This window comes from Streptomyces sp. CB02923 (assembly GCF_001905005.1).
Lineage (GTDB): Bacteria > Actinomycetota > Actinomycetes > Streptomycetales > Streptomycetaceae > Streptomyces.
This window is the reverse complement of record NZ_LWKZ01000001.1, coordinates 1,078,918-1,103,159: the sequence shown is the minus strand read 5'-3', so window position 1 is coordinate 1,103,159 and position 24,242 is coordinate 1,078,918. Positions and strand designations below refer to the sequence as shown.

Genomic DNA, 24,242 nt, shown 5'->3' with positions numbered 1-24,242 from the left:
GGCCGTTGGTGTCACACCTTGGCGTGATCTTCCGGGCGTGCGCCTGACACGGCTCCCCGGCCTCCCTTATGCTGCGGCGTTCATGACACACAACCCGCCCGCCGGCGCGGGCGGTTGGTGCCCGGGGGGAATCACGTGACAGATCCGTACGTACCGCGGCAGTCCGGCCCGCAGTCCGGCTCCCAGCCCGGCCCGGGTGCCGAGGCGCCCCGGCACCTCGGTGCCAGTGAGGCCACGCGGCTGCTGTGCGCGGGCACCTACCTCGACCTCGCCTACCGCGACGCGGTGATCGACGAGCTGTACGTCCACGAAGAGCGCCTCGCGGCCCCGTCCCCGGGCTTCGACGCGGCCCGCGTGCTGGCCCACGCGCTGCGCGCCCGGCGCATCGAACTGGCCTGGGCCGCCGCCGTACTGCTGCTGTGGATCGTGTCCGTCCCGCTCTCCTCCGGGCTGACCCTGCTGTACCTGCTGCCGGTCGCCCTGCTCTCGCTGGCGCCCTTCGTACGGGGCCGGGCCGCGCAGCCGCCCTGGTACCGGCGGTTCGCGGGCTGGCTGCTGCGCTGGTACGGGCGCTTCAGCGCGGTGCTCGTGGCCGTGATGCTGCTGGCGACGGTGTTCGAAGGCGGCGGCTCAGGGGGGTCCGCGGGGTCGTCGTACGGCTACTCCGGCAGCTCACCGGACCTGTCGGACAACCCGCTGCTGCTGTTCCTGCCCACCGACCTCTTCGGGCAGAACATGATCGCGGCGCAGTCGCTGCACGCCTGGATCGCCCTGGCGCTGCCCTTCGTCCTGGCCTGGGCCGTCGGCGCGCAGCACGGACAGGTGGCCAAGGTGCTGACCACCGAGCTGTCCCGGGACCGGTTCCCGGACGCCGCCGCCGACCCCGCCGAACGGGCCGAGGGCGGGCGCTTCCAGCGGCTGCGCCACCGCATCCGTACCGAACAGCACGGCCCGCTGGTCATGTACCGCGCGGCCGACCCGTTCTGCGGCGCGGGCACGCCGTACCGGACCTGGTCGCTGTCGGTCGAACTGCGGCCCCGCAAGGACGCGGTGCCGGACGGGGCCGGGGCGGCCGACGGCGGGCCGGTGCCGCTGGACAACGACGCGGTCCTCCAGCGGATCATCCCGCTCGTCGCGGCACTCCGCGAACCCTCCGCGCACGGCTCCCCGCAGGCCGCCGCAGCGGTACGGGACCGGCTGCGCGCGCTGGAGATCGACGAGTGCGTCTTCCTGCCGGTGGCCGGGCTGCCGTCCCGGGCCGCCGCCCCGTACGGCCCCGACGGCTTCGCCGCGCACCGGGCCCGCGCGGTCGAGGAAGGCGGCGAGACCCGGCGGCACTTCCTGCGCGTGCGGGTCGGCGGCTGGGGCGAGGGCATCGTCACGACGGTCTTCGTACGGGTCCACACGCAGGGCGGGATGCTCATGCTGGAGGTCGCCCCGCACGTCCTGTGGCCGGTGCGCGCGCTGTACCGGGAAGCCGACCGGATCGCCCACCGCTACCGGCACAACAACCCCTTCGGCAAGGCGGTGTGGGCCCTCGCGCAGACACCGCGCTCCGCCGGGCGCGCGGTGACGACCCTGTGGCGCGGCTTCGTCTCCGCCTGGAGCCTGCTCACGGGCGGGCACGGCGGCGCGCTGCCCGACGGCCCGGCGGCCTCGGTCCGCGAACTGGGCTCCGACGGTGACGCCTCGCTCTTCCAGGAGATGGACGTCACCCGCTACTTGAAGAGCATCCAGGACCGCGTGGCGAGCGGCGTACGGAGCGCGCTGTACGAAGCGGGCTATCAGACGGACGAGTTCGAGCAGCGGATCGTCAACGTCACCGACGGCGGGGTGTTCATCGAGTCCGCGCAGGGCGCCATCGGCATCGGCGACCACAACACGATCAGCAGCAACGGCGGGCTGGGCGGCGCGGGAGGCACGGCGTCCGGTACGGCCGCCAAGCCCGCCGGGCCCGCCCCCGCCAAGCCCGCCGACGCGAGCCGGTGAACGGCCGGTACGGACCGGCACCCGCCGGGGCACAATCGTGACCACGGCCGGCGTACGGCAGCACAGCGGACGAAGGGGGAGGCAGACATGGCCACGGAAGACGGACGCCACCGCGGCATCCACATCGGCGGGGTGCACGGCGCCTTCGCCATCGGCGACCACAACACGGTCACCCACAACGAGAACGCGACCGGCCGCCCCGGCGCCGACCCCGCGCACGAGGAGCTGCTCGCGGCCGTACGGCAGCTGCGTCAGGACCTGGCCAGGGTCATCGAGACCCCGCAGGTCACGCTGCTGAGCGCGGAACTGGGCGATGCCCAGGAAGAGATCGAGACCACCGGCCGCACCGCGCCCGGCCGACTGGACCGGCTGCGCGCCGCGCTGTCGGACGCGGGCACGGTCACCGGAATGCTGGCGTCGGGCGCCGCCGTGGGGCAGGCCGTGGCCGCGCTGCTGGGAGGCTGAACATGAGCGAGCAGGGGGGCGGCGCGGCCGGGGCGCGCTGGAACGACGAGGAGCAGCGCTGGGAGACCGGCGGCCCGGCCCCGGCGCCGTATACGAGCCCGCCGCCGTCGAAGCCCGGCCACGTTCCGGGTCCGGGCGCCGCGCCGGTGCCGGGGCCGGACTTCTTCACCGACGCCACGGCCGACGCGACGCACCACCCGGCGCACTACCCGGCGCATCACCCGGCCCGTCCGCCGTCCGGCCCGCCGGGCCACGACCCGGCGGCGGCGCCCGGCGCCGGGCTGTCCGCCGCCCACCCGCGCTCCTGGCCGACGCCGCTCATCGTCGGCGCGGCGGTCGCCGTGGTCGCCGCGGGGTTCGGCGGCGGGTGGCTGCTGTGGGGCGGCGACGACGCCGTGCGCTCCGACGCCGGACCGTCGGTCTCGTCGACCGGCCCGCACCGCGCCACCGGGCCGGCCGAGGTGCCGACCGGCTCCGCCACGGACGGTACGGCGACCGACGGCGCGTCCGGGTCGTCCCCGGGCGCGGTCCCGTCCGGCTACCGCCTGGCGCGGGACAGCGCGGGTTTCTCCCTCGCCGTACCGGAGAAGTGGCAGCGCACCGAGCGCACGGACGGTGTCTTCTACACCGCCCCCGACCAGCGGTACCTCCTCCAGATCTTCGAGATCACCGAGCCCGACATCACCCCGCACGAAGCCCTCGCGGCGACCTCCCGCAGCCTCGCCGACAAGCCGGGGTACGTGGAGATGAGCCTGGGTTCCGTCACGGACATCGGGCTCAGTTCGGGCACCACCGAACTCGTCTACGGCTACGACAGCGAAAAACTGGGCGTCCGCGCCCGCGTCACCGACCGCGCCTTCACCGTCCCCGACGGCCGCCAGTTCGCCGTCCTGGTCCTGGGCCCCGACGCGGACTGGCCCGCGCAGAGCCGCATCCAGCAGACGGCGCTCAAGTACTTCGATCCTTGGCAGTCCTGACCTGCTGCTACGGCGTTTCAGACGCTTTTGCCCGTGAGGCGGCCGTGCAGAACCACGCCGCGGATCAGGCAGCCGAGGGCGGCCGTGGTGGTGAGGGTGCGGACGAGATTCCAGCGGGTCCAGGACGCCTCGAAGCGCGCGCGTGTCGTGGCGAGTGCGGTTTCCGTGAGACGGGACGGGTCTCCGGCCGCCGCGAGGGCGTTGTTCAGAGGGACGCTGAGACCGAAGGTGACGGCGAGCGTCACCGCGTAGAGAGCGAGGGCGGCGGCGATCCAGGGGAGCGCGGCGCGGGCGTCGCCCCGCAGGTGCAGAGCGGCGGTCGCCGCCGTGAGGAGCGGCGCGCCCATGAAGGCGAGGGCGAACCAGCCGTTCATAATGGCGGTGTTGACGTGCTGCATCGTGCTGACGAAGGTCCGGTCGCCGGCTGCGTGCAGGCCCGGCAGTACGGCGCAGGAGAACGCGAAGAACAGCCCCGCGGTCAGGCCCGTGGTCACGGTGGCGGCGAACAGGGTCGTGGTGCGGATCGAGTCGTACATGGGCGGGCGGTCCTCTGCTCGCGGTGTCCGGCGGGTCCGGCGCGCTCCCGTCCAGTCAAGGGCCGGGCGCCCGGCCCGGCCATGGGCGGACGGCTCGCTCCCATGTCCGTCCGTCCAGCCGTCCCACTACGCTCACGTCCATGGACGCCCTGACCGGACTGCTGGACGGGCCGCGAGCGCGCGGCGCCTTCCTCATGCGCTCGGTCCTCAGCCCGCCCTGGGCGCTGCGCATCCAGGACGAGGCGCCGCTGACCCTGATGTCGGTGGTGCGGGGCGGCGCGTGGGTGGTCCCCGGCGCGGCGCCGGAGGCCGCGGGCGGGGCGGGCGCGATTCGGTTGCTGCCCGGTGACGTGGCGGTGCTGCGCGGCCCCGACCCGTACACCGTCGCCGACGACCCGGCCACCGCGCCGCGCGTCGTCATCCACCCGGGCCAGGTCTCCGCGACCCCGGAGGGCGAGTGGCTGTGCGAGGCGATGGACCTCGGCGTACGGAGCTGGGGTGACGGCCCCGACGGCCCGGTGGTCCTGCTCAGCGGTACGTACCGGATGCGTGGTGAGATCAACCAGCGGCTGCTGCGCGCGCTGCCGCCGCTGGTACGGCTGCCCGCCGACGCCTGGCACTGCTCCCTCGTGCCGCTCCTCGAAGCGGAGATGGGCAAGGACGCGCCGGGCCAGGAAGTGGTCCTGGACCGGCTGCTGGACCTGCTGCTGACCGCCGCGCTGCGGGCGTGGTTCGCGCGGCCGGAGGCGACGGCCCCGGGCGGGCCCGGCGCGTACGGTGACCCCGTGGTGGGCCGTGCGCTGCGGCTGTTGCACGACGATCCGGCGCGGGCATGGACTGTCGCCGGGCTGGCGGCGGCGAGTGGCGTCTCCCGCGCGGCGCTGGGCCGCCGCTTCACCGAGCTGGTGGGCGAGCCCCCGATGACGTACCTGACCGGCCTGCGCCTGGCCCTCGCCGCCGACCTTCTGCGCGAGCCGGACGCCACACTTGGCGCGGTCGCCCGCCGGGTCGGCTACGGCAGCCCGTTCGCCCTGAGCGCCGCTTTCAAACGGGTACGGGGTATCAGCCCCCGCGACCACCGGCAGCGCGGCGGCCGGGTGATCTGAGCAGAAGGGCAGCGTCGGTGGGGACACCAGGTCCCGCCGAACGGACGTTCGCCCGCCCTGGCCGGTAGGCCGTAAGGGCCGACCACTGACCGGGATCGGACCCGGCAAACCTGCATTCCGGGGGCCGGAAGAGTGAGTCGGGTCACTTTCCGTGGACGTTTCGGCATAGGTAAAGGGCTTCCGGGGAGGGGTCCTCGTTGCTGGTGTGAACCAGTGGCAACAAACCGGAAGTCGAAAGGCAGAACAGACGTGTCGGCAAGCGAGACGATTCACGTAGACGGGGTGTGGCGCTCCGCCGTATCCGGCGCCACCCGGGAGATCCTGGACCCCGCCGATGCGAAGACGCTCGAAGTCGTCGCCGAGGGCGGCGCCGAGGATGCCGACGCGGCGGTCGAGGCCGCGCGCCGGGCGTTCGACGGCGGGACGGGCCAGTGGCCCCGTACCCTCGTCGCCGAACGGGCCGCGCTGCTGCGGCGGGTCGCCGACCTGCTCCAGCGGGACCGCGAGGTCATCGCCCTCATGGAGAGCCGGGACACCGGCAAGACCCTCGAAGAGGGCCGGGTCGACGTCGACGACGTCACCAACGCCTTCCGCTACTTCGCGGACCTGGTGATCAACGAGAGCGGCGGGCGGGTCGTGGACGCGGGCAGCCCCGACGTGCACAGCGTCGTCGTGCACGAGCCGGTCGGCGTCTGCGCGATGATCACCCCCTGGAACTACCCGCTGCTCCAGGCGAGTTGGAAGGTCGCCCCGGCGCTCGCCGCGGGCAACACCTTCGTCATCAAGCCCAGCGAGGTCACCCCGCTCTCGACGGTGCACCTGGTCAAGCTGCTCGCCGAGGCCGGACTGCCGGCCGGTGTCGCCAACATCGTCACCGGCGCGGGCCTGCCGGTCGGTCAGCGGCTGGCCGAGCACCCGGACGTGGACCTGTTCTCCTTCACCGGCGGCCTGGTCAGCGGCACGAAGGCCGGTTCGGCGGCGGTCGCGGGCGCCAAGAAGATCGCGCTGGAGCTGGGCGGCAAGAACCCGAACGTGGTCTTCGCCGACTCCTGCGCCACCGAGGAGGGCTTCGACACCGCCGTCGACCAGGCGCTGAACGCCGCGTTCATCCACAGCGGCCAGGTCTGCTCGGCCGGCGCCCGCCTGATCATCGAGGAGTCGGTGCGGGACCGTTTCGTCGCCGAACTCGCCCGCCGCGCCGAGAAGATCAAGCTGGGCCGCGGCACCGAAGAGGGCGTCGAGTGCGGCCCGGTCGTCTCGCAGCAGCAGCTGGACAAGGTCGAGGCGTACGTGGCAGCCGCCCTTCAGGAGGGCGCTCAGCTGCGGTGCGGCGGACGCCGCCCCGAGGCCAGCGAGGTCCGTCCGGCCACCGGCTACTTCTACAGCCCGACCATCCTGGACGGCTGCCACCGCGACATGAAGGTGATCCGTGAGGAGACCTTCGGCCCGATCCTGACCGTGGAGACGTTCACGACCGAGGACGAGGCCGTCGCGCTGGCCAACGACACCGAATACGGCCTGGCCGGCGCGGTGTGGTCGGCCGACACCGCCCGCGCGCGCCGGGTCGCCGCCCGGCTGCGGCACGGCACCATCTGGATCAACGACTACCACCCGTACCTGCCGCAGGCCGAGTGGGGCGGCTTCGGAAAGTCCGGCATCGGCCGGGAACTGGGCCCCGCGGGTCTGGATGAGTACCGCGAGAGCAAGCACGTTTACGAGAACCTCCGGCCGGAACCGGTTCGCTGGTTCGCGGGCTGAGGCCCCGTCTGTTCACCGCACCACGCTCGCACGAACTTTGCAGAAGGAGCACCACCTCATGCCCGTGTACGACTATGTGATCGTCGGCGGTGGCACCGCCGGATCGGTGATCGCCTCCCGCCTCACGGAGGACCCGGACCTCAGCGTCGCCGTCATCGAGGGCGGCCCGTCCGACGTCGACCGCGAGGACGTGCTGACGCTGCGCAAGTGGCTCGGCCTGCTCGGCGGCGAGCTGGACTACGAGTACACCACCACCGAACAGCCCCGCGGCAACTCGCACATCCTGCACAGCCGCGCCAAGGTGCTGGGCGGCTGCTCGTCGCACAACACCCTGATCTCCTTCAAGCCGCTGCCGTCCGACTGGGACGAGTGGGAGGCGGCGGGCGCCACCGGCTGGGGCGCGAAGGCCATGGACCCCTACTTCGGCAAGCTCCGCAACAACATCGTGCGGGTGGCCAAGAAGGACCAGAACCAGATCGCCACCGACTGGATCGAGGCCACCAAGAGCGCCCTCGGCGTGCCCGAGGTCGCCGGCTTCAACGACCAGCCGTTCGACGAGGGCGTCGGGTTCTTCGACCTGTCGTACCACCCGGAGAACAACAAGCGCTCCTCCGCCTCCGTCGCCTACCTCCACCCGCACATGGAGGCGGGTGACCGTCCCAACCTCACGCTGATGCTGGAGACCTGGGCGACGAAGCTGGAGCTGGACGGCACCACCGCCAAGGGCGTCCACGTCCGCACCAAGGACGGCGAGGAGGTCTACGTCGAGGCCGCGCGCGAGGTGCTGGTGTGCGCGGGCGCGGTGGACACCCCGCGGCTGCTGATGCATTCGGGCATCGGGCCGAAGAAGGACCTGGAAGCGCTGGGCATCGACTGCAAGGCCGACCTGCCGGGCGTCGGCGAGAACCTGATCGACCACCCGGAGTCGGTCATCGTCTGGGAGACCAACGGGCCGCTCCCGGGGAACTCCGCGATGGACTCCGACGCGGGCCTGTTCGTGAAGCGGGACCCGGACCACAAGGGCCCGGACCTGATGTTCCACTTCTACCAGATCCCGTTCACCGACAACCCGGAGCGCCTCGGCTACGAACGCCCGGAGCACGGCGTGTCGATGACGCCGAACATCCCCAAGTCGCGGGCGCGCGGCCGCCTCTACCTCACGTCCAAGGACCCCGAGGTCAAGCCCGCCCTGGACTTCAAGTACTTCGAGGACGAGGGCGACTACGACGGCAAGACCCTCGTGGACGGCATCAAGCTGGCCCGCAAGGTCGCCGAGGCCGAGCCGTTCAAGAAGTGGCTCAAGCGTGAGGTCTTCCCCGGCCCGGAGGTGACCGACGACGCGGAGATCAGCGAGCTGGTCCGCAAGGCCGCGCACACCGTCTACCACCCGGCGGGCACCTGCAAGATGGGCGCGAAGGACGACAAGCTGGCGGTCGTCGACCCCGAGCTGAAGATCCGCGGCCTGTCCGGCATCCGTATCGCCGACGCGTCGGTCTTCCCGACGATGCCCGCCGTCAACCCGATGCTCGGCGTCCTGATGGTGGGGGAGAAGGCAGCTGAGCTGCTGGTTGCGTCCCCGGCCCAGGGAGGTGGTGCGTGATGGCCGCCACCGCCCCCGAAGCCGGTATACCCCAGCCCCGCGAGGCCGCCGACAACGCGCCGGCCCAGGACCCCCGGGACCCCCGGGACGTCGTCTTCTCCGTCCGCAACCTGTGGAAGGTCTTCGGCCCGAAGGCCGAGCGCATTCCGGAGGACGCCGAGCTGACGGGTCTGTCCGCGCAGGAACTGCGCGAGCGGACCGGCTGCACGGCCGCCGTCCGCGACGTCAGCTTCGACGTCCACAAGGGCGAGGTCTTCGTCGTCATGGGCCTGTCGGGCTCCGGCAAGTCCACCCTGGTGCGCTGCCTGACCCGGCTCATCGAGCCGACCAGCGGCGGCCTGGACATGGACGGCGAGGACGTCCGCGCCATGGACAGGACCAAGCTGCGCGAACTGCGCCGCCGCCGCGCCGCGATGGTCTTCCAGCACTTCGGCCTGCTGCCGCACCGCTCGGTGCTCGACAACGTGGCGTACGGCCTGGAGATCCAGGGCATGCCGCGCGCCGAACGCCGCGAGCGCGCCGCCGAGATGGTGGAGAAGGTCGGCCTCGCGGGGCTGGAGAACCGCCGCCCCGGGCAGCTGTCCGGCGGTCAGCAGCAGCGCGTCGGGCTCGCCCGCGCGCTCGCCGTCGACCCCGAAGTCCTGCTGTTCGACGAGCCGTTCAGCGCGCTCGACCCGCTGATCCGGCGGGACATGCAGGAAGAGGTCGTCCGGCTGCACGAGGACGAGGGCCGCACCATGGTCTTCATCACGCACGACCTCGCCGAGGCGCTGCGCGTCGGCGACCGGATCGCCCTGATGCGCGACGGAAAAATCGTTCAGCTCGGCACGCCCGAGGAGATCGTGGGCTCCCCGGCCGACGCGTACGTCCGCGACTTCGTCCAGGACGTACCGCGCGAACAGGTGCTGACCGTACGGCGCGCCATGCGCCCCGCCGAGGACGGCGAGTCGGAGACCGGCGCCGCGCTCGCGCCGGACACCCTCGTCGCCGACGCCATCGAGGCCGTCGCCCGCTCCGGCGGCGCCGCCCGCGTGATGGACGGCAAGCGCTGCCTGGGCGTCGTGGACAGCGCCTGCCTGCTCAACATCGTCGCCCGGATAGACGCCGACGAGGTGGCTGCCTGATGTCCGCGCACACCAGCACCGCCGACTCCGCCCTCGCGGCGGCCGGCTGGCCTCCGACGCGGCGGCCCGTGCGGGTCGCCCCCGCCCAGGTACGGACCTTCGATCCGCCGACCCGGTTCCGTACCCGGCGCAGCCCCGGCACCCACTCCCTGGCGGACCGGCTCCGCGCCGCCGTGCGGCACCGCTGGCACGAGGCCCAGCGCGCCGCGGCGATGCACACGCCGGCCGGCACGGTGAAGCGGGGGCGCGCATGACGGCCGCCACCCCCACCGCACACACCACCGCGGCGCCCGACCGGCAGGGCGCCCTCCAGGCCGCCCTGCGAAGCCGCGGCCTCCGCAAGATCCTCGTGCTCGCCGTCGCCGCGGCGGTCCTCGTCCCGCTCGCCCACGCCAAGTGGTCCAGCGGCACCTGGCCGGGTGACCTGACCGTCGACCTGACCGGCCCGCTCGGCCGGACCAGCGACTGGATCATCGACAACCGCGACAGCCACCCGCTGTTCGTGTACTTCCTCGGCCACCTCAGCAACGGCGTCGTCATCTCCGTACGCGCCGTCTACCAGCTGCTCCTGATGCTCGGCTGGACCGGCGTCACCGCGGGCGTCACCCTCGTCGCCTGGCGCGTCGCGGGCGTCCGCATCGCCGCGACCGCGCTGATCTCCTTCGCCGTCAGCGGCGTCCTGGACATGTGGCTGCCGACCATGCAGACCCTCGCCCTGATGATCGTGGCGGTCATCGCCTCGGTCGTCGTGGGCGCGCTGCTGGGACTGGCGGGCGGCCTCTCGGAGCGGCTGTTCAAGATCCTGCGGCCGGTGCTGGACACCATGCAGGTGCTGCCGGCCTTCGCGTACCTGCTGCCCGTCGTGCTGGTCTTCGGCATCGGCGTGCCCGCCGCGCTGCTGGCCACCGTCGTCTACGCGGCTCCGCCGATGGCCCGGCTGACCGCGCTCGGCCTGCGCGGCGCCGACCCGGGCGTCCTGGAGGCCGTCGCCTCCCTCGGCGCGACCGGACGGCAGCGGCTGCTGACCGCCCGCCTGCCGCTGGCCCGCAAGGAACTGCTGCTCGGCCTCAACCAGACGATCATGATGGCGCTGTCCATGGCCGTCATCGCCTCCATGATCGGCGCGGCCGGTCTCGGTGACCGCGTGTACCAGGCGCTCGCCTCGGTGGACGTCGGCGCCGCGCTCGCCGCCGCCGTACCGATCGTGCTGCTGGCCATCGTCATGGACCGTACGACCGCCGCCGCCGGTGAGCGGATGGGCGCCGACCCGGCCACCCGCGGCCCGAAGCTGCTCCGCGGCTGGCGCGCCTGGGCCGGTATCGCCGTCCTCACCGCGCTGGTGACCGTCGCGGGCCGGCTGGCGGGCTCGACCGTCTGGCCGTCCGGCTGGACGGTGGCCATCGCCCGCCCGGTCAACGACTTCAAGGAGTGGATGGTCGACCACCTCTACTCCGGGGTCCCGGTCGTCGGCGGCACCGCCGACTGGGCCGCGCACTTCACCTCCTGGGTCCTGGACCCGCTGCGCGACGGCCTGACGGCGCTGCCCTGGTGGGGCGCGCTGCTGATCGTCGCCGCGCTGGCCTGGCTGATCGGCACTTGGCGCACCGCGCTGACCGCGACGCTCGCGATGGCCGCCATCGGCGTCCTCGGCGTCTGGAAGCCGTCCATGAACACCCTGTCCCAGGTCCTCGCCGCCCTCGTGGTGACCCTGGTGCTGGGCTTCGCCGTCGGCATCCTCGCGGCGGGCAGCAAGCGCCTGGAGGCGATCCTGCGCCCGGTCCTGGACGTCATGCAGACCATGCCGCAGTTCGTGTACCTGATCCCGGTGGTCGCGCTGTTCGCCGTGGGCCGCGCCCCGGCCGCTGCCGCCGCCGTCGTGTACGCGCTGCCCGCGGTCATCCGCATCACCACCCAGGGCCTGCGGCAGGTCGACCCGGCCGCGATGGAGTCCGCCCGCTCGCTCGGCGCCACCCGCTGGCAGACCCTGCGGCAGGTACAGCTCCCGCTGGCCCGGCCCGCGCTGCTGCTGGCCGTCAACCAGGGCGTCGTCCTCGTCCTCGCCGTCGTCATCATCGGCGGCCTGGTGGGCGGTGGCGCGCTCGGCTACGACGTCGTCACCGGCCTGGCGACCGGCGACCTGGCCCTCGGCCTCGTCGCGGGTGTGGCCATCGTGTGCCTCGGCCTGATGCTCGACCGGGTCACCCAGCCGACGCAGCGCCGTACCGCGGGGAAGGGAGCCTGACCATGTCCCGTACCCGTATACGAGTCGCCGGTGCCGCAGTGCTGGCGGGGGCGACGCTGCTCGCCCTCTCCGGCTGCGGCAGGGCCGACATGACCAAGCAGGGCTCGCCCTTCCAGGCGCCGGGCGGCTCCAAGTCCGTGACCCTGTCCACCCAGACCTGGGTCGGCGCGCAGGCCAACGTCGCGGTGGCCAAGTACCTGCTCGAACACGAGCTGGACTACCACGTCGACACGGTCCAGGTGGACGAGATCCCGGCCTGGGACGCGCTCAGCCAGGGCCGGGTGGACGCCATCCTGGAGGACTGGGGCCACCCGGACCAGGAGCAGCGTTACATCAAGGACAAGAAGACGATCACGGCGGGCGGCGGCAACGGCGTCACCGGCCACATCGGGTGGTGGGTCCCCAAGTACTGGGCCGACAAGCACCCGGACGTGACCGACTGGAAGAACCTCAACAAGTACGCCGACCAGCTCCGCACCTCCGAGAGCGGCAGCAAGGGCCAGCTGATGGACGGCTCGCCGTCCTACGTCACCAACGACAAGGCGCTGGTGAAGAACCTCAAGCTGGACTACGAGGTCGTCTTCGCGGGTTCCGAGGCGGCGCAGATCACCCAGATCCAGCAGTTCGCCAAGCAGCGGAAGCCGTTCCTGACGTACTGGTACGAGCCGCAGTGGCTGTTCAACCAGGTGCCGATGGTGGAGGTCAAACTCCCCGAATACACCGACGCCTGCGCGGAAAAGGGCGCGAAGGACCCCGCGTCCGTCGACTGCGCCTATCCGACGACGCCACTCCAGAAGTTCTTCAACACCGAATTCGCCAAGGGCGGCTCCGAGGCCGCGGCGTTCCTGAAGAACTTCCACTGGACGAAGGAAAACCAGAACGAGGTCTCCGAGATGATCGCCTCCGACGGCCTGTCCGCCGACGAGGCGGGCAAGCGGTGGGTGGAGAAGCACCCGGAGGTCTGGAAGAAGTGGCTGCCCGAGAAGTAGCCGCGGGGAGCCCTCCGGGGCCGGGCGGGTCCGTCTTCGGACAGACCCGCCCGGCCCCGCCTCCTTCTCAAGGTCCAGCGATTCCGCCACCGCCGTACGGATAATCGAGAGCATGCCCTTCACGTCGCCGACGCCCCGGCCGTACGAGGCCGCCCCGCCGCGACGGCGCAAGCGGCGCCGCCTGGCCGTCCTCCTGGAGACCGGCACGGCCTTCGGCTACCTGGGCGTCCTGGGCGCCCTGGGGCCGTACGCGATGGGCTATTTCGAGCTCCTGCCGACCGAGGTGAAACTGGCCCTGTGCGCCGGGGCGGCGGCGCTGCTGCCGTTCCGCAGGCGCTTCCCCGTCACCTGCCTGCTGGTCCTCGCCGCGTTCGCGGGCGCCCTGCCGATCTGCGGGATGCTCACCGCCCTCGTCGCCTACGACGCGATCCGCCGCGTCGACGGCCCCCGCCGCCGTACCGTCGTCCTCTTCACCGCCACCGTGATCCCCGTGCTCACCGCCATCGTCGGCACGGTCTGCGCCGGGTACGGAAGCTGGCGCTACGGCTTCGCCCAGGGCATCGTCGTCGGCGGCGTCGGCATCCTCGTCCCCGGCCTGGTCGGCAGCTCGCGCGGGCAGCAGGACCGCCTGGTGGTCGCCCTGCGGGAACGCGCCGCCGCGGCGGAGGAGGCCCGGCGGCTGATCGACAGCGCGTCCCGCGTCGAGGAGCGCTCCCGGATAGCCGCCGAGATGCACGACCTGGTGGGCCACCGCCTCAGCCTGATCTCCCTGCACAGCGGCGGCCTGGAGATGGCGCTGGCCACCAAGGCACCCGAGCTGAAGGACGAGGCCGCGCAGGTCCGCGCGGCCACCCGGGACGCCATGAACGAACTGCGCGCGGTCCTCGGCGTCCTCGGCCCGCTCGGCCGCGACACCGGCACCGAGGCCCTCACCGACGCCACCGGCACCCGCGCGGACATCGACGCGCTGGCCGAGGAGTCCCGCGCCGCGGGCATCACCGTCACCGTCCGCTGGCAGGGCACCGACCTGGACGGGCTGGAGCCGCGGGTACGGCGCGCGGTGCACCGCGTGGTCCGCGAGTCGCTGACCAACGTCCACCGCTACGCGACCGGCGCCGCCGTCGAACTGACTGTGGAACACACCGACGACCGCGTACGGGTCACCGTCCGCAACGGCGCGCCCCCGGCATCCCCCGAAGCCACCACCGGGCTCGGCACCGGCCGCGGGCTGACCGGCCTGCGCGAGCGGGTCGGCCTGCTCGGCGGCGAACTGCGGACCGGGCCGACCGGCGTCGGCGGCTTCCTGGTCGAGGCGACGGTCCCCGCCCGGCCCACCACGCCCGCGGCGTCCACCGAGCGCCCGGAGACCGCCACGGCCTTCCTGACCGCCGAAGAACACCGGCAGTCCGGCGCGCTGCCCGGCTTCCTGCGCCACCTGCCCGGCCTGGCGACCGGCGTCCTCGGACTCGTGGGGGTGGGGACGATGCTGGCGTTCGGGCTGAGTCTGGTGGAGAGCTCCCGGCCGGTCCCGGAGCCCCTCACCCAGGACAGCATCCACGTCGGCATGGACCGGCACGACGTCGAGTCCGCGTACCTGTACGACAACGACCTCGCCCGCGCGGCCGCCGCCGGCCACGAGCCGCGCCGGCCGGGCGGCACCGACTGCATGTTCCCGTATACCGGCGACGAGGCCGTCGGCGGACGCCTGAAACTCACCCGGTACTGCTTCCGCGCCGACGTGCTGACCGACATCGACACGTTCTGGGTACCGGCCGTCCGCTGAACGCGTCGGAGGACGGGTTCAGCATGCCGCCGGGGGTCTGCAGCCCCCCGGCAGGATGATCCGGCGGTCAGCTCAGCCGGGTCTCGGCGTAGTGGACCATCGCGTCGCGCTGGTACTCGGCCAGCCCTTCAGCGATCTTGTCGAAGTTCGCGCGCATCTGCGGGTCTTCGACGAAGTGCCGGCCCATCCCCTGGTAAGCAGCCGCGTCCGGGGTCCAGGTCCGGCACACGAACCGGTACTGGGCGTCCACTTCGGCCTGCACCGCGGGATCGGCCACCGGAGTGCCGGCCGCCATGAACTCCGCCATGCGGATCATCTGCGCCGTCACCTCCCGCTGCCACTGCTCCACGTCCTCGGCGCTCATCGCCCCCGTGGTCTGCCGGGACTCCCGGGCCTCCTCCCAGGCCTGCGGCCACCGCTCCCGCACCTCGGCCTCGGCGGTCTCGGCCGCGGCCGAGAAGTCGGCGGACTCGAAGCCCTCGAACAGGTTCTCCGGCTTGTTGATCTTCACCATGTCGTTGTTCTCCTTGCCTTCCTCCAGTTCGGCGATGGTGCGGCCGACCGTGCGGGCCAGCGTCTCCAGCCGGTCCCGTTCCGTGAGCAGCCGCCGGTGGTGCTCGCGGAGCACGGCCACCCGGTCGGCCTGGCTCTCCAGGACCGCCCGGATCTCGCCCAGCCCCACGCCCAGCTCCCGCATCAGCAGGATCTGCTGCAACCGCAGCAGATCGGCCTCCTCGTACTGGCGGTGCCCGTTGCTGCCGATCCACGCGGGCGGCAGCAGGCCGATGTCGTCGTAGTGCCGCAGCGTCCGGGACGTCACGCCGGACATCCGCGCCACCTCCGCAATCGACCAGGCCATTGCCCTGCCTCCCATCGCCGGGCCGGTCTCTCCGGCCCTGGAGAAGAACGTAGAAGTTGACGCAGCGTAAAGCGCAAGTCGGGACCGGCGGTGCGGGCGGGCTCGTCCGGGGCGAGAGGGACAGCTGCCTTCGCCGTCCCGTCCCGGCCCGCCCCGAGGACCAGGCCCGGCTCCCGCGGCGCCCCGTTAGCCTGGGCGCATGAGCGATCTCCACGGCGCGCGTGCCGCACAGCCCGTAAGAGTCCTCCTCGCCGACGACGAGGAGATGATCCGGCACGGCGTCCGCCTCATCCTGCGGCACGCCGAGGACATCGACGTGGTCGCGGAGGCCGCCAACGGCGCCGAGGCGGTCGAACTGGCCGCCCGGAACCAGGTCGACGTCGCCCTCGTCGACATCCGGATGCCCGTCCTGGACGGCCTCGCCGCCATCGAGCAGCTCGTACGGCTCGACCCCAAGCCGCAGGTCGTCATGCTCACCACCTTCGGCGACGAGGAGAACGTCACCCGCGCCCTCCAGGCCGGTGCCAGCGGCTTCCTGCTCAAGGACGAGGGGCCGCAGGAACTGATCAGCGCCGTACGGGCCGCGGCGGCCGGCGACGCGGTGCTCTCGCCCGGCGTCACCGGCCACGTCGTCAAGCGGATGCTCCAGGGCGGCGGCCGGATCGGCGGCGGCACCGGCGCGGGCGGCCCCGACCAGCGGCTCGCCGCGCTGACCGACCGGGAACGGGAGGTGCTGGCGATGCTCGGCCAGGGCCTGTCGAACCTGGACATCGGCAGTCGGCTGGAGATCGGCCTGGGCACCGTCAAGACGCACGTGGGACGCATCCTCGACAAGACCGGCACACAGAGCCGGGTGCAGGCGGCGCTGCTGGCCCACCAGTCGGGGCTGGCGGGCTGAACCGGGGCGTCACCGGGGAAACCGCATGACGTGAGGGGCGTCGTGCAGCGCGATGGGACGCGGCGCGTCGGCCTCGGTCAGCCACCGCGGCCCCCGCAGCCGCAACCGGCGTGTCCGCAGGTCACGGTCCGCAAAAATCTCCTCGGCGAGCGCAACCCCTCGTCACAGGCCCTGCGTGGAGCACAGGCATAGTAAGAAACGCCCCCGGCCGGGGGCATGCCAAGCGCATGACACCTCACCGGACGCACCAGGGGGAAACCGCTCCATGCCTGCCATACGCCGTACCGCCGCGGCCGCCGCCGCGGCGGTCACACTGTTCGCGACCGCCACCGCCTGCGGGCCGGGCGACGACAACGCCGCCGCCCCCGGACGCTCGGCCGCCGCGGACCGCCAGGGCGGCGAGGCGGGCGCGGACGCGGGCGGCCCGGACCAGCCGAACGGGACACCCACCGGCCCCGACGACACCAAGAAGTGGCAGAAGGGCGGCTGGAAGGACTGGGACCAGTGGGCCCGCAAGGCCTCCGAGTTCGCCAACCCCGTCATCAAGGACCTGTGGAACCCGTCCCGGATGGCCGAGGCCAGGAACACGCCGGACGTCACCACCCAGAGCACCGGTGACGCCGGCGGCAGCGACCCCGAACCGCGCCCGGTCCAGGCCCGGCAGGTCGCCCGCCCCTACCACCAGCACATGGCCCCCATAGGCAAGATCATGTTCGACAGCCCGCAGGGCCCGATGGTCTGCTCCGGCACCGTCGTCGAGGACCCGGCGCACCCCGGCAAGTCGAACCTGGTCTGGACCGCGGGCCACTGCGTGCACGCCGGCCGGAGCGGCGGCTGGATGCGCAACATCGTCTTCGTGCCGTCCTACAACGACCAGGGCCTGCCCATGAGCGAGGTCGGCCGGGCCCCGGCACAGGAGGTCTCGCCGTACGGGGTGTGGTGGGCGAACTGGATCACCACCTCCGGCGAGTGGATCGACATGGGCAGCACCAAGTCCGGCAACGCCGGTTCCGCGTACGACTTCGCCGTCCTGCACGTGAAGCCGGAGCGGGGCGGCGGCAAGTCGCTCCAGGAGACCGTCGGCGCGGCCCTGCCCGTGTGGTTCGGCGCGCCCTCCGCCGACCGCGTCAGCGGACTCCAGGCGTTCGGCTACCCGGCCGCGCCCCCGTACGACGGCGCGCGGATGATGAACTGCCCGGCGCGCCCCGGCCGCCTCACGATGTCCCAGGGCACGCCCGCCATGTACCGCATCGGCTGCACGATGACCGGCGGCACGTCGGGCGGCGGCTGGTTCACGAACTACGGCGGCCGCACGTACCTGGTCTCCAACAGCTCCATAGGCTCCCTCAACCACACGTGGCTGGCGGGCCCACACCTGGGCGCGGAAGCGAAGCGGGTCTTCACGGGCATCAGCCGCAAGTTCGCGTAGCGGACAGCCGACAGCGGGCCCCGCCACTCATGGGGAGCGGCGGGGCCGGGGTCAGATGGCGCTCTGCCGGGCGAACTGGATCAGGTCGGTCCATGCGTCTGGGAGCAGCGTCAGGGTCGGGCCGTTCGGGACCTTGGAGTCGCGGACGGGGACCATGCCGTGCGTGGCGATGAGGTTGGTGGCGGTCTCGATGCAAGCGCCGCCGTTTTCGCTGTACGAGGACTTGAACCAGCGGGGGGTTTCGGTGGTCACGGGGTGCCCTTCCGTACGGGGGTGTAGCGGGCCGGGGTCAGACGGATGCCTGCCGCGCGAACTGGACCAGGTCGGTCCAGGCGTCCGCGCTGAGCGTCAGGTGTGGGCCGTGGGGGTTCTTGGAGTCGCGGACGGGGACCATGCCGTGCGTGGTGAGGAGGTTGGTGGCGACCTCTATGCACTGGCCGCCGTTGTTGCTGTACGAGGACTTGAACCAGCGGGGGGATTCGGCGGACATGGGGCGCCCTCTCGTAACTGCTCGGATGCTAGGCCGTCAACGGGCATATCCCGCGGCTCGCGTGGGCGAAACATGAGAACACGCGAGAGCCCCGCCGCTCCGGTGAGGGAGTGACGGGGCCGGGGCCACTCTGCCGAGATCAGACGGTGGCCTGCCGGGCGAACTCGACGAGTTCGGTCCAGGCGTCGGGGCGCAGCGTCAGGGTCGGGCCGTTCGGGACCTTGGAGTCTCGGACGGGGACCATGCCGTGCGTGGTGAGGAGGTTGGTGGCGACCTCTATGCAAACGCCGCCATTTTCGCTGTACGAGGACTTGAACCAGCGAGGGGATTCGGTGGTCACAGGCTGCCCTTCCGTACGGGGCTGTGATCGGTGGGCCGAGGTCAGACAGCGGCCTGCCGAGCGAACTCGACCAGGTCGGTCCACGCGTCGGGGGTGAGCGTCAGGACCGGGCCGTTCGGGTTCTTGGAGTCTCGGACGGGGACCACACCGCGTGAGGCGATGAGGTTGGTGGCGGCCTCTATGCAAGCGCCGCCGTTGTTGCTGTACGAGGACTTGAACCAGTGGGGGGTTTCGGTGGTCACGGGGTGCCCTTTCGTAACTGTTCGAGCATGGCCATGGATGACGCTTGGGAGAGCGCTTCGGCCTGTAGCTGATGGTAGGCCGCCAACAGAGGCAGCACGGACGTCATGTCTCGTTCGAGATACCCACGTTGGGCGGACTCTGCGTACGACACGAGCTTGCGGTCCGGCAGCGTGAGGATGTACACCGGCAGGTCGAACGGGCGGCGCTCGCCCATGGTGAATGGGGCGATCTGGAGCACCGTGTTCGGCAGCTCGGCAAACTCGACCAGGCGATCCCACTGGGCGTCCATGACACTGGGGCCACCGATAGACGGGCGAATACAGCTTTCGTCCAGTACTACGAAGACCGTCGGTGATGGCGTTCGAACTAGCGCGGCCTGTCGTTGTGCAACGAGCGTCACTCGCTCGTCTGCCTGCTCAGCTGTGATCGCGCCTCGTTTTACGAAGCCCTCTGCGAGAACCGTCGCGTACTCCGGTGTTTGAAGAAGGCCGGGGATGACACCTACCTCATAGAGCCGGATTTCTGCTGCCCGCCCCTCGTGCCCCACGTACTCGGGGAACCCGTCCAACAGCGCGGGCTGACGTACGGACCGCCCCTGACGTTCGAGCTGATCGCCGGTTCCCAGCACCTTGTCCGCTCTTGCCGCGAATCGGGAAGTCGGAGGGCGCCGACCAGTTTCCACGGCGGAAATGTGCGTCGCGGAGTACCCCATGCGCTCCGCCAGTTCGTCCTGGGTCCAGCCGCGCTCGTCCCGCAGCTTGCGTAAACGTTCTCCGAAGCGTGCCTGCGGTGAGCGGTCAGGGTCCAGCTCTTTTCGGTTCAACAGCCACCACCCAACTCTCTGTGCGGAAACCGCAAGTTGAAGAGGGTCCGACTGTAGGCCACGCTGACTCCGTCCGGTAGTGGAACCGTAACGGAGAGGAGCGAACGTGTGACCAGTCCCCACCGGGACCACCTCACTCAGCTCATGCAGATGTGCGGCCATGACGGCGTGCTTCATGTGCGCACCAGTGGTGACAGTGATCCTGCACTCAGCCTGCCCCGACCGAAAGGTATGGCCATGACGACGCCCCCCGTAGCTACGCGTCTGGAAATCCAGATCACCGGCATCCGGAAGCACTTCGCCGAGTGCGTCACCGAAGTCAGCCGGGAAGAGTGCGGCGCCCGCTCCTCCTGTTGGGACAACCCCATGCAGCCGAACACGTGGATTCGCGAACACGGGGCAGAGACCGGCCACAAGCGTTTCACCAGGCACACGGAAGAACTCGTCAGCATCTTCTCCGCGCCCACCAGGGGGAAGGGAGAGTGATGGCTGCCCCCCGTACAGGTGATGGCCCGGGTAACAGGACCAAACCGGCGGTACAGGGGCGGAATACTCCGTCCTCACCTACCGGAGGGCGCGCTCATGGCTTGGATCTGCCCACGCTGCAATCGTGCTGAGGGGATCGCCTATGTGGCCAACGAAGACGGACTGACCCCATTTCCTTGTCTGCACTGCGACAAGAATGCCGTCTACCCGGCTCCGCCGGAAAGGCAGGCGGTCGGGGCCGCGCCGTGCCGGACCCATCAATGTCCGGGGGTGGTGCGCGACATCTTCGAGTACGGCCCGAAAGGCAGGCTCTACCGGGTCACGCGGGCCCCGTGCGGGCAGTGCGGCCAGTCACTGACCGCGAAGGTGGATCACGCCTGCACCGGCAGACAACGCGCCGCTCCCCGTGCCGGGGTGTGACGGGCCGCGAGCGGATGTCCACGGCCGAGGGCGGGACCGGAGCACGGGGGCTCCGACCTCACGGCCACGCCTACCTCGGCAAAGTGAGGATTTCGGCGCCGTCGGGGGTGATGGCGATCGTGTGCTCGCTGTGGGCCGTCCGGCAGCCGGTCGCGCTGCGGAGGGTCCAGCCGTCGGCGTCGGTGACGAGTTCCGCCGTGTCCGCCATGACCCACGGTTCCAGGGCCAGCAGCAGGCCGGGGCGCAGTTTGTAACCCCGGCCGGGGCGCCCGGTGTTCGAGATGTGGGGGTCCTGGTGCATCGTCGAGCCGATGCCGTGGCCTCCGAACTCGGTGTTGATCGGGTAGCCCGCCTCGCTGAGAACCGTGCCGATGGCGTGGGAGATGTCGCCGATGCGGGCGCCGGGCCCGGCGGCGGCGATCCCCGCGGCCAGTGCGCGTTCGGTCGCGGCGATCATCGCGACGCTCTCCGGGGGCTGCGTGTCGCCGACGATGAAGCTGATGGCGGCGTCCGCGGCGATGCCGGCCTTGGAGACGGCGAGGTCGAGTGTCAGCAGGTCGCCGTCCGCCAGCGTGTAGTCGTACGGCCGCCCGTGGAGCACCGCGTCGTTGACGGCCGTGCAGATGTAGTGGCCGAACGGGCCGCGTCCGAAGGACGGCTCGTAGTCGACGTAGCAGGACTGCGCTCCCGCCTCGACGATCATCTTCTCGGCCCACCGGTCGATGTCCAGCAGGTTCGTGCCGATCGTGCTGCGGCTCTTCAGCGTGTGCAGGATGTCGGCGACCAGGGCGCCGGTGTCTTTCGCCCGGGACAGCAGGGTGGGGTTCAGGATCTCGATCATGCGGCGTCCTTCTCGCGCTTCCAATAACTATACCGGGATGACTATACCGGTATTAGAATCGGGGTCATGGTCAGGTTGCCGCTCACCCCCGAAGAGATCGAACGCGGACAGCGCCTCGGCGCCCTCCTGCGTCTGGCCAGGGGGGAACGCTCGATGCTCGATGTCGCACTCGACGCGCGTGTCTCGCCGGAGACCCTCCGGAAGATCGAGTCGGGTCGGGTGGCCACCCCCGCCTTCCCGACCATCGCGGCGATTGCCGACGTTCTCGGCCTCTCCCTCGATGCGGTGTGGACCGAGATCAGCGGGCCCGAACGGGATGCCGGGCCGACCGGCTCCGGTCACCGCGCACGCGAGCGGTTGGCCTCGTAGGGCGAAGGGCGAAGGGCGAAGGGCGAAGGGTGCTGGGGCGGGTCAGGCGCCGGTGTTGCCCGGGGCGCCCGGAGTGGGCCGGACGAGGCGCCACTGTTGGGCCTTGTCCTTGCCCTCCCGGACGACGACGCCCAGCTCGGCCAGCTCGGTCCTGAGCTGTTCGGCGTCCTTCTTCTCGCTCTTCTTCAGGGCGTGCGCACGGGCTTTGAGCAGGGCGTGGGCGCCGCTGGACAGGTCGGGCTGCCCCGTGACCCAGCGGCGGAAGTCGGCGGCGTACGGATCACCGTCCGCCCGCCACGGGTAGGCGTGCCGCTCGAACGCGGCCGCGAACCGATCCGCGTCGAAGTCGCCGCGCAGGCGAGCGAGTTCGGAGGAGTCGTGGCCGAGCAGCACCAGGTGCTTGCCGTCCTGGAAGACCGCGGCGGTCGACGCGCGCGGCACCGTCCTGGTGACCTTGTCGACGGTCAGTACGGCCTGGTCGGGCCCGATGTCGGCGGTCACGTACTCAAGGTCGGCGACGAACGCGAGGCCCAGGCCGAGGAGCGCGCCGAGGACCAGGGCGACGATCGACAGCAGCGGTTCGGGCGCGGACGCGACCAGCTTGAACGGCCCCTGGAGCGGAGCCCAGGGCAGTGACGCCACCCAGCCCGCCGCCCTGCTGAGCAGCCACAGCGCCACCGCCCCCAGCACAGGGAACCCGGCCCACAGCACGGCCCGTTCGCCGGTGGTGGGGCCGACGGTGGTCCGGCCGTCGGACGGCTGGGGCTTCGACAGTGAAACCGCGAGGGCGTCGGACGCAGGGGTATTGGGGGCGGGGGGCTCGGTCGCCGGGGGCGCGGGTGCGGGGCCCTTGGGTGCCGGGTTGTCGTGGGACATCGGGCCGGTTCTCCCTCTGATGCGAGCTGATGCGGTGTGGAGCGGTGTGGGTCGTGCTGCGCGGGGCGGGGTGGTGCGGGTCGGGTTCAGGTGCCGGGTGGGGGCGGTGGTACGTCGGCGGGCGCGCCGGGTGTGTCCCCGCCGGTCAGCCAGGTGACGATCCGCCGCAGCTCGGCCGCGTGTGCGGCGGGGTCGAAGTCCGGTTCCCCGGCGGACAGGTAGGCCGCGTCCAGCAGTCCCTGGATCCAGGTGGCGACCCGTTCGGGAGGGAAGGGGAGGGGGCGCCCCTCCTCGGCGAGCCGCGTCGTCAAGGTGTCCAGGGCGGCCCGTACCTGAGCGGTGTCGGTCATGATCAGCCGGGCGAACTCCTCGTCCCGGTTGACCTGGAAGACGACCGCTGCCGCGAGCCCCGGTACGAGCGGGTCGGCGAGGTCGGTGAGCAGGTGGTCGACGAGGAGGCGGATGCCGTCGTCGGGCCGGTCCTCGGCCGTCGCGCGGGCGCAGGCCGCGGCGTTGCGCGGCAGGTCGTCGCTGAACAGCGCGTGGAAGATGTCGCGCTTGGTGGCGAAGTAGTGGAAGAGCGTGCCCGAACCGATGCCGGCGGCGCGGCAGATGCGCGCGGTGGAGGTGCCCTCGACGCCGTGCGCGGCGAATTCCCCGGCCGCGGCGGCGAGGATGTGGGCCCGTTTGCGGGCGTGCTCTTCGGGATTGACGGTACGCATCGCCGTAATAGTAGAGCAGGCGCTCTAGTAAAGCGAGATCGTCAACCGAGGGTTGACGCGACCCGTTCGTCAACCTACGGTTGACGCATGACGGAACCCACCCGCAGCACCCCGATCCGCCTCGACGACCTCATCGAAGCCATCAAGAAGGTCCACCCCGACGCACTGGACCAGCTGACCGACGCGGTGCTCGCCGCCGAACACCTCGGCGAGGTCGCGGACCACCTGATCGGCCACTTCGTGGACCAGGCCCGCCGCTCGGGCGCCTCCTGGACGGAGATCGGCGCGAGCATGGGCGTCACCAAGCAGGCGGCCCAGAAACGATTCGTGCCCAAGACGCCCGGTGAGGCGTCGGACCTCGATCCCAGCCAGGGATTCAGCCGGTACACCGACCGCGCCCGGAACGTGGTCGTGACGGCGCAGAACGAGGCCCGCGCCGCGGGCAACGCCGAGATCGGCACCCTGCACCTGGTGCTCGGACTGCTGGCCGAGCCGAAGGGCCTCGCCGCACAGGCGATCGTGGCGCAGGGCGTACAACTGGACGCCGTCCGGCAGCGCGTGGCCGAGGCGCTGCCCGGAACGGCCGAGGAGATGCCCGCGCTGGTCCCGTTCGACGCGCAGGCGAAGAAGGCGCTGGAACTCACCTTCCGCGAGGCCCTGCGCCTGGGCCACAACTACGTCGGCACCGAGCACATCCTGCTCGCCCTGCTGGAACTGGAGGACGGCACGGGCGTGCTGAACGGCCTCGGCATCACCAAGGAGGCGTCCGAGGCCGACGTCGTCGCGGCCCTGGCCGCGATCGTCGCGGGGCAGGACGCCGCGCAGAAGAAGCAGAAGTGACCGGGCGGGGGTGGTGACGGAAGCCGCCACCACCCCC

26 protein-coding genes are annotated in these 24,242 nt (G+C 71.7%); 16 read left to right on the top strand and 10 right to left on the bottom strand.

The features are described from left to right. Positions 1–135: 135 nt before the first annotated feature. The 3 genes from A6A06_RS04740 to A6A06_RS04730 all read left to right on the top strand — a co-directional run bounded on the left by A6A06_RS04740 (position 136) and on the right by A6A06_RS04730 (position 3,431). The gene (locus tag A6A06_RS04740; protein ID WP_073759087.1) at positions 136–1,989 is read left to right on the top strand and encodes a hypothetical protein; all 1,854 of its coding nucleotides are present in this window, start codon (positions 136–138) and stop codon (positions 1,987–1,989) included. A gap of 87 nt (positions 1,990–2,076) precedes the next feature. After that, a complete protein-coding gene (locus A6A06_RS04735; RefSeq protein WP_073759085.1) occupies positions 2,077–2,454 on the top strand; it encodes a hypothetical protein in 378 nt (125 codons plus the stop codon). 2 nt (positions 2,455–2,456) lie between these two features. After that, positions 2,457–3,431 carry a hypothetical protein gene (locus tag A6A06_RS04730; RefSeq protein WP_073759083.1) on the top strand — a complete coding sequence of 325 codons (975 nt, stop codon included), beginning with the start codon at positions 2,457–2,459 and terminating at the stop codon, positions 3,429–3,431. 17 nt (positions 3,432–3,448) lie between these two features. Here the strand turns inward: A6A06_RS04730 and A6A06_RS04725 are convergent, their stop codons facing one another. After that, positions 3,449–3,967, bottom strand: coding sequence for an anthrone oxygenase family protein (locus tag A6A06_RS04725; protein WP_073759081.1), 519 nt, complete (start codon positions 3,965–3,967; stop codon positions 3,449–3,451). Between the two features lie 140 nt (positions 3,968–4,107). On the opposite strand from A6A06_RS04725, the gene A6A06_RS04720 reads away from it, so the two are divergent. The 8 genes from A6A06_RS04720 to A6A06_RS04685 all read left to right on the top strand — a co-directional run bounded on the left by A6A06_RS04720 (position 4,108) and on the right by A6A06_RS04685 (position 14,569). Then, on the top strand, positions 4,108–5,073 hold the full coding sequence (locus A6A06_RS04720; protein WP_073759079.1) for an AraC family transcriptional regulator: 966 nt from the start codon (positions 4,108–4,110) through the stop codon (positions 5,071–5,073). Between the two features lie 249 nt (positions 5,074–5,322). Then, positions 5,323–6,831 (top strand): aldehyde dehydrogenase family protein, encoded by a 1,509-nt coding sequence (locus tag A6A06_RS04715; RefSeq protein WP_073759077.1) that lies wholly within the window; start codon positions 5,323–5,325, stop codon positions 6,829–6,831. A gap of 58 nt (positions 6,832–6,889) precedes the next feature. Further along, positions 6,890–8,431, top strand: a complete 1,542-nt coding sequence (locus A6A06_RS04710) for a GMC family oxidoreductase (protein WP_073759075.1) — start codon at positions 6,890–6,892, stop codon at positions 8,429–8,431. Beyond that, positions 8,431–9,555 carry a quaternary amine ABC transporter ATP-binding protein gene (locus A6A06_RS04705; protein WP_073759073.1) on the top strand — a complete coding sequence of 375 codons (1,125 nt, stop codon included), beginning with the start codon at positions 8,431–8,433 and terminating at the stop codon, positions 9,553–9,555. Before A6A06_RS04710 ends, A6A06_RS04705 begins: the two co-directional genes overlap by 1 nt. Next, positions 9,555–9,809: a hypothetical protein gene (locus A6A06_RS04700; RefSeq protein ID WP_073759071.1), complete on the top strand. Its 255-nt coding sequence runs from the start codon at positions 9,555–9,557 to the stop codon at positions 9,807–9,809. The genes A6A06_RS04705 and A6A06_RS04700 overlap by 1 nt, the downstream gene beginning before the upstream one ends. Next, a complete protein-coding gene (locus A6A06_RS04695; protein ID WP_073759069.1) occupies positions 9,806–11,797 on the top strand; it encodes an ABC transporter permease in 1,992 nt (663 codons plus the stop codon). Before A6A06_RS04700 ends, A6A06_RS04695 begins: the two co-directional genes overlap by 4 nt. 2 nt (positions 11,798–11,799) lie before the next feature. Continuing rightward, a complete protein-coding gene (locus A6A06_RS04690; RefSeq protein WP_073759067.1) occupies positions 11,800–12,786 on the top strand; it encodes an ABC transporter substrate-binding protein in 987 nt (328 codons plus the stop codon). A 112-nt stretch (positions 12,787–12,898) separates the two neighbouring features. Beyond that, complete coding sequence (locus A6A06_RS04685) at positions 12,899–14,569, top strand: sensor histidine kinase (RefSeq protein WP_073759065.1); 1,671 nt, start codon at positions 12,899–12,901, stop codon at positions 14,567–14,569. 67 nt (positions 14,570–14,636) lie between these two features. Here A6A06_RS04685 and A6A06_RS04680 read toward each other — a convergent pair whose 3' ends face one another. After that, positions 14,637–15,428 carry a MerR family transcriptional regulator gene (locus A6A06_RS04680; RefSeq protein ID WP_073759063.1) on the bottom strand — a complete coding sequence of 264 codons (792 nt, stop codon included), beginning with the start codon at positions 15,426–15,428 and terminating at the stop codon, positions 14,637–14,639. A 199-nt stretch (positions 15,429–15,627) separates the two neighbouring features. Here A6A06_RS04680 and A6A06_RS04675 point away from each other — a divergent pair, with 199 nt between their 5' ends. Then, positions 15,628–16,326, top strand: coding sequence for a response regulator (locus tag A6A06_RS04675; RefSeq protein ID WP_073759061.1), 699 nt, complete (start codon positions 15,628–15,630; stop codon positions 16,324–16,326). Between the two features lie 265 nt (positions 16,327–16,591). Beyond that, the gene (locus A6A06_RS04670) at positions 16,592–17,755 is read left to right on the top strand and encodes a trypsin-like serine peptidase (protein ID WP_199930670.1); all 1,164 of its coding nucleotides are present in this window, start codon (positions 16,592–16,594) and stop codon (positions 17,753–17,755) included. Positions 17,756–17,806: 51 nt separating this feature from the next. On the opposite strand, the gene A6A06_RS04665 is transcribed toward A6A06_RS04670, so the two are convergent. The 5 genes from A6A06_RS04665 to A6A06_RS04645 all read right to left on the bottom strand — a co-directional run bounded on the left by A6A06_RS04665 (position 17,807) and on the right by A6A06_RS04645 (position 19,651). Beyond that, positions 17,807–18,007 (bottom strand): DUF397 domain-containing protein, encoded by a 201-nt coding sequence (locus A6A06_RS04665; protein WP_073759057.1) that lies wholly within the window; start codon positions 18,005–18,007, stop codon positions 17,807–17,809. A gap of 37 nt (positions 18,008–18,044) precedes the next feature. Then, a complete protein-coding gene (locus A6A06_RS04660; RefSeq protein ID WP_073759055.1) occupies positions 18,045–18,245 on the bottom strand; it encodes a DUF397 domain-containing protein in 201 nt (66 codons plus the stop codon). Positions 18,246–18,384: 139 nt separating this feature from the next. Continuing rightward, on the bottom strand, positions 18,385–18,585 hold the full coding sequence (locus A6A06_RS04655) for a DUF397 domain-containing protein (protein WP_073759053.1): 201 nt from the start codon (positions 18,583–18,585) through the stop codon (positions 18,385–18,387). Between the two features lie 41 nt (positions 18,586–18,626). Next, on the bottom strand, positions 18,627–18,827 hold the full coding sequence (locus A6A06_RS04650) for a DUF397 domain-containing protein (protein WP_073759051.1): 201 nt from the start codon (positions 18,825–18,827) through the stop codon (positions 18,627–18,629). Next, positions 18,824–19,651, bottom strand: a complete 828-nt coding sequence (locus A6A06_RS04645) for a helix-turn-helix domain-containing protein (protein WP_242440559.1) — start codon at positions 19,649–19,651, stop codon at positions 18,824–18,826. Before A6A06_RS04645 ends, A6A06_RS04650 begins: the two co-directional genes overlap by 4 nt. A 108-nt stretch (positions 19,652–19,759) precedes the next feature. Here A6A06_RS04645 and A6A06_RS04640 point away from each other — a divergent pair, with 108 nt between their 5' ends. After that, complete coding sequence (locus A6A06_RS04640; protein ID WP_242440558.1) at positions 19,760–20,137, top strand: hypothetical protein; 378 nt, start codon at positions 19,760–19,762, stop codon at positions 20,135–20,137. A gap of 490 nt (positions 20,138–20,627) precedes the next feature. On the opposite strand, the gene map is transcribed toward A6A06_RS04640, so the two are convergent. Beyond that, positions 20,628–21,398: a type I methionyl aminopeptidase gene (gene map, locus A6A06_RS04630; RefSeq protein WP_073759045.1), complete on the bottom strand. Its 771-nt coding sequence runs from the start codon at positions 21,396–21,398 to the stop codon at positions 20,628–20,630. Positions 21,399–21,464: 66 nt separating this feature from the next. Between map and A6A06_RS04625 the strand changes: the two genes are divergently transcribed. Continuing rightward, a complete protein-coding gene (locus A6A06_RS04625; protein WP_073759043.1) occupies positions 21,465–21,767 on the top strand; it encodes a helix-turn-helix transcriptional regulator in 303 nt (100 codons plus the stop codon). 42 nt (positions 21,768–21,809) lie between these two features. Here the strand turns inward: A6A06_RS04625 and A6A06_RS04620 are convergent, their stop codons facing one another. Both A6A06_RS04620 and A6A06_RS04615 read right to left on the bottom strand, forming a co-directional pair. Further along, positions 21,810–22,643 (bottom strand): YqeB family protein, encoded by an 834-nt coding sequence (locus tag A6A06_RS04620; protein ID WP_199930669.1) that lies wholly within the window; start codon positions 22,641–22,643, stop codon positions 21,810–21,812. 86 nt (positions 22,644–22,729) lie between these two features. Then, positions 22,730–23,365 carry a TetR/AcrR family transcriptional regulator gene (locus A6A06_RS04615; RefSeq protein ID WP_073759041.1) on the bottom strand — a complete coding sequence of 212 codons (636 nt, stop codon included), beginning with the start codon at positions 23,363–23,365 and terminating at the stop codon, positions 22,730–22,732. An 87-nt stretch (positions 23,366–23,452) separates the two neighbouring features. Here A6A06_RS04615 and A6A06_RS04610 point away from each other — a divergent pair, with 87 nt between their 5' ends. Beyond that, positions 23,453–24,205 (top strand): Clp protease N-terminal domain-containing protein, encoded by a 753-nt coding sequence (locus tag A6A06_RS04610; RefSeq protein WP_073759039.1) that lies wholly within the window; start codon positions 23,453–23,455, stop codon positions 24,203–24,205. Positions 24,206–24,242: the final 37 nt, after the last annotated feature.